We start from the raw sequence: 12,627 nt of genomic DNA, 5'->3' as shown, positions 1-12,627 counted from the left end.
TCCACCGACGAACTGTCGACCATGAGCTACCGGCGCAAACCCGACTGGCTGAAGATGCGGCCTCCGTCGGGGCAGCGCTACACCGAGATCAAGCAGACGCTCAGGGACCACGACCTCCACACGGTCTGTGAGGAGGCCAACTGCCCGAACCTCGGCGAGTGCTGGTCGGGTCGCGACGGGCCGGGGACGGCCACGTTCATGCTGCTGGGCGACCGCTGCTCTCGGGGCTGTAACTTCTGCGACGTGAAGACCGGCGGGATGGAGGCGCTCGACCCCGACGAACCCGCCAACGTCGCCGAGGCGGTCACCGAGATCGGACTGGAGTACGTCGTCCTCACGAGCGTGGACCGCGACGACTTAGCGGACGGTGGGTCGGCGCACTTCGCCGAGACCATCCGAGAGATAAAGCGCCGCGACCCCACCACCCTGGTCGAGGTGCTCATCCCCGACTTCGGCGGCGACCGGGAGGCCGTCCGCCGCATCGTCGAGGCCGGGCCGGACGTCGTCGCGCACAACGTCGAGACCGTCGAGCGGCTCCAGTGGCCGGTCAGAGACCGCAGGGCGACGTACGACCAGTCGCTGGCCGTGCTCGAACAGGTGACCGAGGAGTCCGACATCTACACGAAGACGTCGCTGATGCTCGGCGTCGGCGAGTACGACCACGAGGTGTACCAGACGCTCTCGGACCTGCGCGAGGCCGACGTGGACGTGGTGACGTTCGGTCAGTACCTCCAGCCCTCGCGCTCGCACCTCGAAGTGTCGGAGTACGTCCACCCCGACAAGTTCGACGTCTGGAAGCGGGTGGCCGAGGAGGAGTTCGACGTGCTGTACTGCGCGTCTGGACCGATGGTCCGCTCGTCGTACAAGGCGGGCGAACTGTTCGTCGAGGCGCTGGTCCGCGACGGCGCGAGCGTCGAGGAGGCCCGCACGGTCGCCCGCGCCGGGTCGAGCGACTGAGCGGCCGACGAGTACCGGTCGTCGGGTGTCGGAACGGACTGCCGGTCGTCACTATCGGACGACCGCGCGGTCCGTCGGCTCAGCCCCTCGACCCGAGTCGCGACGCCAGGTCGCCGGCGACCCCTCTGAGTCGCGAGGTCCCGAGTACCGCGACGAGGACGGCTCCCAGGCTGTTGAACACGAGGTCGAGGACGATGTCGCGGGAGCCGTACTGCGCGAGCACCGGTTCGCCGCCGACGACGCTCGCCACCCCACCCGTCGCGAACTCCATTATCTCCCAGACGACCCCGAACGCGAGGACGAAGACGACGATGAACGCACCCATGTACGCCGTCGGAACGGTCAGTCGGTCGTAGTGGAGGTCGACGGCGCGCGCGCTGGCGTAGCCCGCGCCAGCGACGACGGTCGCCGACAGCGTGTGCGTCACCGAATCGTACCAGCCGAACCACTCGTAGGGGCCGACCGCGCCGACGCCGTGGAGGAACACCGCGAGCGTGATCCACGCGGCGAGTCCCGCGTTCATCGGGAGCGCGAGGTTGTGCTCCAGCACCCCCGGCAGAAACGTCACGGCCAGCGCGACGCCGGCGTTGACGACCAGCCCCCACCGGAACGTCGCGACCCCGAACAGCACGAGACCGACCAGCGCTAGCTGCATCGCGCGAACCGCGAGGACGAGCGACCGCTCTCCCGTGCCGTCACCGTCGTTCGGTACCTCGCCGACGCCCGTGTCCTCGTCCGTCTCGGTCCCCTCCTCCGTCTCCATCCCGTCATCCGTCTCCGATTCATCGGCCATCTCTGCCCCGTCGTCCGTGGCCGACGCTCCGCCGTCGCCCTCGTCGTCGGTCACGGCGTCGGCCCCGCCCGTCTCGCCGTCGCCGAGGTCGAACCCCCGTCGACCCACCGACTCGTGTCGCCGCAGATAGGCGAACGCCAGCGGACCGGCGAGGACGCCCCCCGCCGTGGCGAAGACGATGCTCCACATCAACTGGACCTTGCCCTCGATGTACCCCGTTCCGAGGAACGCGTCCGAGGCGAACCGGAGTATCGTCCAGAGACCGACCGCCGCCGTGGTGGTGACGACCACGAGCGCGACGGCGACGGTCGGTGTCAGTTCGACCGACGAGAAGACGTGGAGTTCGACGACGACGACCAGCGCGAGCGCGGCGACCGCGACCGACGCCGTCACCTCTTCGAGCGGGGCCGGGACGTCGACCAACTGAACGAGCGGCGGCACGAGCACGACGACGAGGACCTCCCACGGCGGCATGCGCGTCGCGTCGCGGCTCCTGACCGCCGGCGAGACGGCGACGACGACCCCAGCAGCCGCGAACACCGCCCACACAGGGTCGCCGAGTGCGAAGTCGACGGCTGCGACCGCCGTCAGTCCGAGGACGACCGCCCACGCGAGTCGAGCGTTGAGCCGGTGCCCCTCGATGACGGCGCTCAGCGACATCGGCCCAGTCGAGAGTCGCGACAGTCGGGGTCCATCACGGTTCGATATCACCAGCGACCCGTATCAGGGTTCGGCCAGCGCTGGTATCCGGATCCTCGGTGAACGTTCGTTTGGTATCCAGCCGAAGGGACTCGTCACTTCCCCGATGTGTCCAGTTTCTCGCCGTCGAACCGGAGACGTTCCGATTATTCGGTCGTGTCCCGGAACGGTTTCGCACGGAGACGGGCCTGAGTGGCAAGATATCGCACGAACGAAACCGTTTTACGAAAACACTAAGCGGCAGGCTAGTGGAAGTCGGCGTATGTCACGGAGGGCGGTATGAGTACGCTACAACGCGACCCGCGCGAACGCGTCCAGATTCTCGACGAGAACGGCCGTGTGCGCGACGGAGCGACGGTACCGGACCTCGACGACGAGACGCTCGTCTCGATGTACCGTGCGATGCGGACCGCGCGCCACTTCGACCAGCGCGCGGTCAGCCTCCAGCGCCAGGGTCGGATGGGCACCTACCCACCGATGTCGGGCCAGGAGGGGGCACAGGTGGGCAGTGCGGCGGCGCTCGCACCGGACGACTGGGTCATTCCGTCGTACCGCGAGCACGCCTCGGTGTACGTCCGCGGCGTCGGCCTCGACCAGTCGCTGCGCTACTGGATGGGCGACGAACGCGCCAACCGGATGGACGAGCAGAACGTGTTCACCATCGCCGTCCCCATCGCCACGCAGATTCTCCACGGCGCGGGGATGGCGTGGGCCTCGAAGCTGAAAGGCGAGGAGAAGGCGTTCCTCACGTACTTCGGCGACGGGGCGACCTCGGAGGGCGACTTCCACGAGGGCCTCAACTTCGCGGGCGTGTTCGACGCCCCGTCTATCTTCTTCTGTAACAACAACCAGTGGGCCATCTCGGTGCCGCGCGAGCGCCAGACCGCCAGCGAGACCATCGCCCAGAAGGCCGTCGCCTACGGCTTCGAGGGCGTGCAGGTCGACGGGATGGACCCGCTCGCGGTGTACAAGGTGACCAGAGACGCCGTCGAGAAGGCGAAGAACCCCGGCGAGGGCGAACTCCGCCCGACGCTCATCGAGGCGGTCCAGTACCGCTTCGGGGCGCACACCACCGCCGACGACCCGAGCGTCTACCGCGAGGACGACGAGGTCGAGGAGTGGAAGGCGAAAGACCCCATCCCGCGACTGGAGGGGTACCTCCGGAACAACGGCCTGCTCGACGACGAGTCGGTCGACGCCATCACGCAGTCCGTCGAGGACGAGGTGGCCGAGGCCATCTCGGCGGCCGAGGCCGCAGAACGGCCCGACCCCGCAGAGATGTTCGCCGACGTCTACGCCGAGATGCCGAAACGCCTTCAGGAACAGCTCGACTACCTCGAACAGCTACGCGAACGCCACGGCGACGAGGCACTCCTCGAATGAGCTCTCAGGAACAACAGCAGTCGACACAGAATCTGACGCTGGTGCAGGCGGTGCGCGACGGCCTGCGCGGCGAGATGGAACGGGACGACGACGTCATCGTCATGGGCGAGGACGTCGGGAAGAACGGCGGCGTCTTCCGGGCCACGGAGGGCCTGTGGGACGACTTCGGCGACGACCGCGTCATCGACACGCCGCTGGCCGAGTCCGGCATCGCCGGGACGGCCGTCGGCATGGCCGCCTACGGGCTGAAGCCGGTCGCCGAGATGCAGTTCTCCGGGTTCATGTACCCGGCGTTCGACCAGATAGTGAGCCACGCGGCCCGCCTCCGTAACCGCTCGCGGGGTCGCTACACGGCCTCGATGGTCGTCCGCGCACCCTACGGCGGCGGCATCCGCGCACCGGAACACCACTCGGAGTCGAAGGAGGCGTTCTACGTCCACGAACCGGGCCTGAACGTCGTCGTTCCGTCGACGCCGTACGACACGAAGGGCCTGCTCGCGGCGTCCATCCGCGACCCCGACCCCGTCATCTTCCTCGAACCGAAGCTCATCTACCGCGCGTTCCGCGAGGAGGTGCCCGACGAGACGTACACCGTCGAACTCGGGAAGGCCGCGGTCCGCCGCGAGGGCACCGACATCTCGGTGTTCACGTGGGGTGCGATGACCCGCCCGACGCTCGAAGCCGCCGAGGACCTCGCCGAGGAGGGCATCGACGTGGAGGTCGTCGACCTGCGGACGCTCTCGCCGATGGACACCGACGCCATCGTCGAGTCGTTCGAGAAGACCGGTCGCGCGGCCGTCGTCCACGAGGCTCCCAAGACGGGCGGTCTCGCCGGCGAGATCATCGCGACCATCCAGGAGGAGGCGCTGCTCTACCAGGAGGCACCGGTCGAGCGCATCACCGGCTTCGACGTGCCGTTCCCGCTGTACGCGCTCGAAGACTACTACCTGCCGGAGAAGGCCCGCGTGGCCGACGGCATCCGCGAGGCGGTGGAGTTCTAGATGGGCATCCGCGAGTTCAAACTGCCCGACGTGGGCGAGGGGCTGACGGAAGCGGAGATAGTCAACTGGCTCGTCGAGGAGGGCGACCCGGTCAGCGAGGACCAGCCGGTCGCCGAGGCCGAGACCGACAAGGCGGTCGTCGAGGTGCCGTCGCCCGTCGACGGGACGGTCAAGGAGATACGCGCCGAGGCCGGCGAGATGGTGCCGGTCGGCGACGTCATCATCGTCTTCGAGACCGAGGGCGGCGCGGACGAATCGGCGTCGGCGTCCACCAGCGAATCCGACGAGGGCGTCGCGCCGGGCGACACCGAGGAGACGACGGCGACCCAGACCGCGAGCGACGCGACCGACACCGACGGCGCGAGCGGCGAGGAGGTCTCGACGCCCGAGGGGCGCGTGTTCGCCGCCCCGAGCGCGCGCCGCCTCGCCCGCGAACTCGGCGTCGACATCGCGCGGGTCGACGGCTCCGGCCCCGGCGGGCGCGTGAGCGACGCCGACGTGCGCGCTCACGCCGAGTCCGGTGACGAATCGGCCGAGGAGAGCACGGAGAGCGGCGCCCCCGAGGTCTCCGACGACGGCGTCAAATCCGCTACGCGACGGGTCGGCGGTGACGATACCGAGAGCGAGCCTGGCGCATCGACGCCGACCGCTACCCAGGCGACCGTCGAGTCGGCGGACCGCGACCGGACGCTCGCCGCGCCCGCCACGCGCAAACTCGCCGAGGACGAGGGCGTCGACCTCAACGCCGTCCCGACCGACGAGGAGCGCGACGGCCAGGCGTTCGTCACGCCCGAGCAGGTCACGCAGTACGCGCAGGCCCAGCAGGCGGCACAGGAGGCAGACACCGAGGCCGTGCAGGCCGATGTCGGCGTGAGCGAGGAGGACGAGCGCGTCCCGTACCGCGGCGTCCGACGGACCATCGGCAAGCAGATGGCGCGCTCGAAGTACACCGCGCCGCACGTCACCCACCACGACGAGGTGGACGTGACGGAACTCGTCGCGACGCGCGGCGAACTGAAGGAGGTCGCCGAGGACCGCGGCATCAAACTGACGTACATGCCGTTCGTCATCGAGGCGGTCGTCGCGGCGCTGAAGGAGTTCCCGTACCTCAACTCCACGCTCGACGAGGAGAACGAGGAGATCGTCCTGCGGAAGGACTACAACGTCGGCGTCGCCGTCGGCACCGACGCGGGCCTGATGGTCCCGGTCGTCAAGGGCGCGGACCGGAAGGGGATGCTCCAGCTCTCCTCGGAGATGAACGAACTCGTCGAGAAGGCCCGCGAGCGCTCCATCACCCGCGAGGAGATGCAGGGCGGGACGTTCACCATCACGAACTTCGGGGCCATCGGCGGCGAGTACGCGACGCCCATCATCAACTTCCCCGAGACCGCGATTCTGGGGCTCGGGGCAATCAAGGAGAAACCGCGCGTCGTGGACGGCGAGGTCGTCCCGCGCCACGTGATGACGCTCTCGCTCTCCATCGACCACCGCATCATCGACGGCGCGCAGGCCGCCGCGTTCACGAACCGCGTGATGGAGTACCTGGAGAACCCGTCGCTCCTGTTGCTGGAGTAGTCTGTCAATCAACATTTTTCGGTCGTCTCGCTCGTGGAGAGCGCCGCAGTCGAGTGGTCTCCAGTCGAAACGATGCCCTCTAGCGAGTGGTAATTCAGCAGCGACTAGAGAGTAGTGGCGTCGGCAGGTGAGGAGCGACGCCCGACAGCAGTCCGCTACTGCTCCTCGTCGGCCAGCAGGTCCGACGCCGTCACGAGCGATTCGAGTTCCAGGTCGTGCTCGTGGAGCAGTTCGCGTGCGCCCTCCTCCCGGTCGACGACCACGAGGACGCGGTTCACGACCGCGCCCGCCTCGCGCAGCGCTTCCGCGGCGTCGAGCGCGCTCTGACCCGTCGTCGCGATGTCCTCCAGGACGACGACCTCCTCGCCCTCCGAGAGGCGGCCCTCGACGCGGTTCGCCGTGCCGTACTCCTTGGCCTTCTTCCGAGCGATGACGTACGGTTTCCCCGTCTCGACGCTCGTCGCCGCGACCAGCGGGACGCCGCCCAGCGCGACACCCGCGAGCGTGGACACGTCCGAGACGCGCTCGGCGAACGACTCCGCGATGAGTTCCAGACAGGTCGGGTCCGTCTCGAACAGGTACTTGTCGACGTAGTAGTCGCTCGTACCGCCGTGGGAGAGTTCGAACTCGCCGAACCGGACCGCCTCGGCGGCCCGGAGCGCGTCGATGAGTCGCTGGGTGTCGGTCATGGCGGAGGCTGGGCGAGGCGAGGTTGTAAGCGTCCCGGAGCGAACCGGTGACCCCTCAGTTGAAGTCTCTGATGGTGAGGTTCAGCGTGTCCAGATCCAGAATAGGCGCGTAGGCGTGGTCGGGGACGATGTTGACGGACTTCTGGAAGTCGGTCTGCTCCTGCCAGCAGCCGGAGTTGATGGCGAGGACGTTGTGGTACTTCCCGTAACCGAGTTTGTGGACGTGACCGGTGTGGAAGACGTCGGGCACCTGCTCCATGACGAGGTAGTCGCGCTCTTCGGGGGCGAGGCGGGTGTGGCCGCCGTACTGCGGCGCGACGTGGCGCTTCTTGAGGAGCTGGTACATCGCCTTGTGCGGTTCGTCGTAGCTGGCCTTCTCCTCGGGGAGTTCGGCGATGACCTCGTCGAGCGAGACGCCGTGGTACATCAGGACGTTCACGCCCTCGATAGAGACGGTCGAGGGGTTCCCCGAGATGCGGGCGTCGTGGGCGGTCATGATGTCGCGCAGTTCCTCGGTGAACCCCGGTTGTGGCTCGGCGAGGCGGACCGCGTCGTGGTTCCCCGGAATCATGACGATCTCCATGTCGCCGGGCACCTCCTTGAGGAACTCCGAGAACGCCTCGTACTGCTCGTAGATGTCGACGATGGAGAGCTCCTCGTCCTGATTCGGGTAGACGCCGACGCCCTCGACCATGTCGCCCGCGATGAGGAGGTACTCGACCCGCTCGGCCTCCTCGGTGTGGAGCCACGAGGCGAACCGCGACCACGCCTCGCCCATGAACTCCTGGCTGCCGACGTGGACGTCCGAGACGAGCGCCGCCTGCACCTCGCGGTCGGCGGTGTTCGGTCGGTGCGTCCGGGGGACGTCCGGGAAGTGCAGCGAGTCGACGAACAGGATGCTGCTGTCGCCGCTCAGCGCCCCGTCGACGGCGATGATCTCGTCCATCAGCAGCTGGTCGACGAGGTCCGCGATGGGCTTGTCCTTCATCACGAGGCAGGGGAACACCCCCTGCGTGTCCTCGAGTTCGATGAGCCAGTGACCGCTGGCGGTCGAGCGGACGTCGTTGACCATCCCGATGAGCGCGGCGTCCTCGCCGCCAGGACTCGACTCCAGCGACCCGGTGGGGCGGTGGGTGACCCGACCGCGCAGCACCTTCGAGAGGCGCTCGTAGCGGTCGCGGAACACCTTCACGAACTCGTCGTACTCGCCGGTTCCGGTCGACTGACCGGTGATGTCGCCGTCGATGACGGCCGGCGGTGGTGACCGACCACCGACCGCCGACCCCTCCGCTTCCACTGCAACTCCGTTTCCGGCCGTTGTCTCGGCGTGTTCGGGAGTTGCATCGGAAACAGGGGGGTCCGACCCGCCCGACGAGGCAGGTTTCGGCGGCGCGTCGGTGGGGGCCTCGGTCGGGTCGGGGACCACGCCGCGGTCCAGCGTCTCGCGGACGTGGTCGGCGGAGAGTTTCAGCGCGTGGTCAGGGACCGTGTCGAGCGCCGCCGCCAGCGCTCGTTCGGGGTCGGAGGTGCCCGCGAGCAGCGTCACCGCCTCGCGGTCGGCGTTGTAGCCGCGACTCGCGAGTTCGGTGACGATACGCTGGGGCGTCTCCAGTGGCACACTCACTCCTCCGCGGGCGACGGCAAAAACGTAGCGTCTCCCGACAGTCGCGTGGGGGAGTCGTTCGTCCGCGTGACCGTTCGACGGCGCCGTGCAGGACGGTTCGGTCGTCTGGTTCGAGCAACAGAAGGTTGAAACGCCACGGAGAGATAGAGGCACACGATGAAAGACCCCGGTGAAGAGCGCGACCGACCGGTCGGACTCGGTTGGATTCGCTGGCTCTTCACCACCGACCACGAGGCTGTCGTCTACGTCCGCGAGGTCGCGGGCAGTGTCGCCGCGGTCGCGCTGGTCGGCGCACTCCTGTTCGCTATCAGTGGCGTCTGGCCGCCGCTCGTCGCCATCGAGAGCGAGAGCATGGAACCCCACATCGAGAAGGGCGACCTCGTCTTCGTGATGGAGGAACACCGCTTCGCCGACGGCGCGGCGACGATGACTGGCGAAGGGTCGACCGGTATCGTCACGTACGCGACCGGCCAGGAGACGGGGTACGCGAAGTTCTCCGAACCCGGCGACGTCATCGTCTATCGACCGGACGGGAGTCCGTCGGCGACGCCCATCATCCACCGAGCGCGATTCTGGGTCGAGAGCGGCGAGAACTGGTACGACCGCGCGAACCCGGACTACGTCGGTCGGTACCAGCAGTGTGAAGCGGACGACGACCCGTCGACGGACACCGCGCTCCCCGCCTGCCCCGCGCCGAACGCCGGGTTCATCACGAAAGGTGACAACGAGGCGACCAACGGGATGTACGACCAGGTCGCCGGTATCGCCGACGACCCCGTCAAACCCGCCTGGGTGATCGGGACGGCCGAGTTCCGCATCCCGTGGCTCGGACACATCCGCCTCCTGTTCGGACTGCTCGGCGGGAGCGTCCAGACGCTGGCGACGGTGGCCGCCGGACTGACCGGCGCTCTGGCGCTGGCGTTCGACTCCCGGTCCGGCCTGTGAACTGGACAGGTCGCGCGCCATAGAGGACCGTTTCGACTGGAACCCACTATCGTTCTGCAACCACTTACATCGCTTTTGAACCCCAATCCGAGCCGTCCCACCGGTTCAGTTTCGGTTCTCGACACGAAACGAACGGGTGCCGTGGGGTGTTTTCGCGCACGGCGAGGCTATCCTGAGAGCGCGCAGAACGGAACGTAGGACGGAGCGCGACCGTGGAGAGCGACGGTCAGTCGGTGGTCGGGGGCGATACGGTGTCAGGACCGTGGAGACGATTACGAGTCGTCGAAGCGCGCCTGGACGAACGGCTGGGCGTCCTCGACTTCGCCGAGACGGGAGTCGGCGAGGAGGACGCTCTTGGTCTCGTCGAGCGGGACCGAGAGGCTCATCTCCTTCGTGCGGCCGTAGCGGCCCTTCGAGACGACGACGGCGTTGACGATGCCGAGCATGTCGAGTTCCGAGATGAGGTCGGTGACGCGGCGCTGGGTGAGCACGTCCATGTCGATCTCCGCACAGAGGCGCTTGTAGATGTTGAACACCTCGCCGGTGTTGATGTTGTGGACGCCGTTCTCCTCCAGCAGGATGACGGCGTAGAGGACGAGTTTCGACTGCGTCGGGAGCGTGCGGACCACCTCGACGACGCGGTCGAGTTCGATCTTCTCCTGGGCGCGACGGACGTGTTCCTCGTGGATGTTCTCGGTCCGGTCGCGCTCGGCGAGTTCGCCCGCCGTTCGGAGCAGGTCGAGTGCGCGTCGCGCGTCGCCGTGTTCCTGGGCGGCGAACGCCGCACACAGCGGGATGACGTCATCCGAGAGCGTGTCGGGTTTGAACGCGATATCGGAGCGGTGCTGGAGGATGTCGCGCAGTTGGGTCGCGTCGTAGGGAGGGAAGACGATCTCCTCCTCGCCGAGACTCGACTTCACGCGCGGGTCGAGGAAGTCGGTGAACTTCAGGTCGTTCGAGATGCCCATGATGGAGACGCGGGAGTTCTCCAGTTCGGAGTTCATCCGCGAGAGATTGTACAGCGTGTCGTCGCCGGACTTCTCGACGAGTTTGTCGATCTCGTCGAGCATGATGACGACGACGCGTTCGCGGTAGTCGACGGCCTCGAAGAACGTCGAGTAGACGCGGTCGGTCGGCCACCCCGTCATCGGGACGGGTTCGAACTCCTCGCGGTCGTCCTCCAGGTCGTCGATACGTTCGTCGAGCGCCTCGCCGTCCGTGAACGACGTCTCCTCGACTGTCGTCTTCCCCTCGTCGACGGCCTCGCGGACGCCGTGCAGGCGGTCCAGTTCGTCGTCGATGTAGTCGACGTTCTGGTCGATGAACTTGTTCGCGAGCTGCGCGAGCACGCGGTACTGCGTGTCGGTCACCTCGCAGTTGATGTACTGGACCTCGCAGGGCACCTCGTACTTCTGGGAGGTGGTCTCCAGTTCGTCGCTGACGAACTTCGCGCTCGCCGTCTTCCCGGTCCCGGTCTTCCCGTAGATGAGGATGTTCGACGGCGTGTCCCCGCGCAGCGCGGTGACGAGGATGGTCGCCATGTTGTTGATCTGCTCCTCGCGATGCGGGAGTCGCCGTGGCGTGTACGACGGCCGGAGCACCTCCTTGTTCTCGAAGATCGGTTCGCCGCTGAGGAGGTCGTCGAACAGCCCCGGCGACGCCTCGTCGGGTTCCGCCTCCGGCGACGACGCCTCCGACTGGCCCTCGCCCACGTCCAGATCGACGTCGGGGTGTATCTCCCCCTCGGTGGTCAGTTCGGTCCGACTCACGCCGTTCTGACCGATGCCGTTCTCGGCGACGTCGCTTCGGCCGACGTCGTCCTCGTCGCCTCCGGCGGTGGCGTCGCTGACGGTGGCATCGCTATCGGTGGTGTCGCCATCGGTGGTGTCGCTCCCATCGTCGGCCGCAGTTCGGTCGGTCCCGTCACTACGCGCCGTGCGGTCCGTCTCGGCACGCGCGGGCGGGTCGTCGTCGGTTTCCGAGTCTGAGTCCATGATTCCACAACCCCTCCGTTTCGGGTGGAGTATCCCCTACGCACCCGACGAAACCGCCATCAGTCCCCCGTAGAAGGTCGCTGTTCGGATTCGGATCGCCGTAGTGCGTCCAGTTGATGCAGGAGAACACCATGCCGAGGTATCAATTAAGTATTGTGGTATCGTGGACGGTCCCGTATTCGGTACACGTTCACAGACACTCTCGCTACTGTTTTCGAGTTCCTCGACCCCGAAAGGAGTCGTTACCCGATTCTCCGCGGACTCGACCCCCCGTTTCGTGTGCGCGAGGACAGAGCAGCGAGAATCCGCCCTCGATGGAGCCACGACGATACCACGCTCGGGGTCGGCGGGCCCCGCCTGGCTAGCTGTGTAGTCCGAGTGGCTATGTGATGCTGTTCCAACGTGCGGACGTTCCCACAGCCCGGAGTCGCTCTCGGTTCGGACCCGACGGATTGGACGGATGGGTCGGACGCCGGTCCACGCAATGCTCGGGGGCGGTGATGTGAGGGCCGACCGACTGCCGAACCCCCCCACCCCTTCGTTTCGGGTGGAACGCGGATAAGGCGGGGTGGGGGGTGGTCCACGTGACGACAGTGGCTAGCGACAGAAACATTCATATGCATGTCCATCGAACCGGACCCGCACTAGAAGCAACCGGGCTAGTTTAGTTTGTTTCTAGTGTTTGGTTGTGTAGAGAACTAGTTCTGCACGGTTTCTTTCTAGTTCTAGAAACGAGTCTGGCGGTTCGACCGGGTTCACCACGCATCCCACCCTGGGGGCTCACCCGGTTCCACTCGAAACGAAGGGGTGGGGGTCTCCGTGGGTTCTGTCGTCTCGAACACGACGGTTCGTACGGACGGTACCTCGCCTGTCGTATCTGCCCGGCTGGGGTCCTGCACTCGAAATCGAACCGCCAGCCTCCGAGGGGATGGTCTCGACATTCGGCCCGACGGCGTCGCGTGCCCGC

The 12,627-nt window shown here is 67.2% G+C and carries 9 protein-coding genes; 5 read left to right on the top strand and 4 right to left on the bottom strand.

What is annotated here, in order from left to right:
- Nucleotides 1-12 precede the first annotated feature (12 nt).
- Nucleotides 13-957, top strand: a complete 945-nt coding sequence (lipA, locus tag MX571_RS03600; protein WP_282594557.1) for a lipoyl synthase — start codon at nt 13-15, stop codon at nt 955-957.
- A 79-nt stretch (nt 958-1,036) separates the two neighbouring features.
- Here lipA and MX571_RS03595 read toward each other — a convergent pair whose 3' ends face one another.
- Nucleotides 1,037-2,410, bottom strand: a complete 1,374-nt coding sequence (locus MX571_RS03595) for a DUF2238 domain-containing protein (RefSeq protein WP_247414219.1) — start codon at nt 2,408-2,410, stop codon at nt 1,037-1,039.
- 318 nt (nt 2,411-2,728) lie between these two features.
- On the opposite strand from MX571_RS03595, the gene pdhA reads away from it, so the two are divergent.
- The 3 genes from pdhA to MX571_RS03580 are packed head-to-tail and all read left to right on the top strand — an operon-like array spanning nt 2,729 to nt 6,408.
- Nucleotides 2,729-3,832, top strand: a complete 1,104-nt coding sequence (pdhA, locus tag MX571_RS03590; protein ID WP_247414218.1) for a pyruvate dehydrogenase (acetyl-transferring) E1 component subunit alpha — start codon at nt 2,729-2,731, stop codon at nt 3,830-3,832.
- Entirely contained in the window at nt 3,829-4,833 is a 1,005-nt protein-coding gene (locus MX571_RS03585; protein WP_247414217.1) for an alpha-ketoacid dehydrogenase subunit beta, read from the top strand. The genes pdhA and MX571_RS03585 overlap by 4 nt, the downstream gene beginning before the upstream one ends.
- Nucleotides 4,834-6,408, top strand: a complete 1,575-nt coding sequence (locus MX571_RS03580) for a dihydrolipoamide acetyltransferase family protein (protein WP_247414216.1) — start codon at nt 4,834-4,836, stop codon at nt 6,406-6,408.
- 155 nt (nt 6,409-6,563) lie between these two features.
- Here MX571_RS03580 and pyrE read toward each other — a convergent pair whose 3' ends face one another.
- Nucleotides 6,564-7,097, bottom strand: coding sequence for an orotate phosphoribosyltransferase (gene pyrE / locus MX571_RS03575; RefSeq protein WP_247414215.1), 534 nt, complete (start codon nt 7,095-7,097; stop codon nt 6,564-6,566).
- Between the two features lie 55 nt (nt 7,098-7,152).
- Entirely contained in the window at nt 7,153-8,715 is a 1,563-nt protein-coding gene (locus tag MX571_RS03570) for a DNA-directed DNA polymerase II small subunit (RefSeq protein ID WP_247414214.1), read from the bottom strand.
- Between the two features lie 162 nt (nt 8,716-8,877).
- On the opposite strand from MX571_RS03570, the gene MX571_RS03565 reads away from it, so the two are divergent.
- Nucleotides 8,878-9,666, top strand: a complete 789-nt coding sequence (locus MX571_RS03565; protein ID WP_247414213.1) for a S26 family signal peptidase — start codon at nt 8,878-8,880, stop codon at nt 9,664-9,666.
- Between the two features lie 272 nt (nt 9,667-9,938).
- Here the strand turns inward: MX571_RS03565 and MX571_RS03560 are convergent, their stop codons facing one another.
- Nucleotides 9,939-11,660 carry a Cdc6/Cdc18 family protein gene (locus tag MX571_RS03560; RefSeq protein ID WP_282594454.1) on the bottom strand — a complete coding sequence of 574 codons (1,722 nt, stop codon included), beginning with the start codon at nt 11,658-11,660 and terminating at the stop codon, nt 9,939-9,941.
- Between the last annotated feature and the right edge of the window lie 967 nt (nt 11,661-12,627).

Source organism: Halomarina salina, from assembly GCF_023074835.1.
GTDB lineage: Archaea > Halobacteriota > Halobacteria > Halobacteriales > Haloarculaceae > Halomarina > Halomarina salina.
This window is presented reverse-complemented; position numbering and strand designations above follow the sequence as displayed.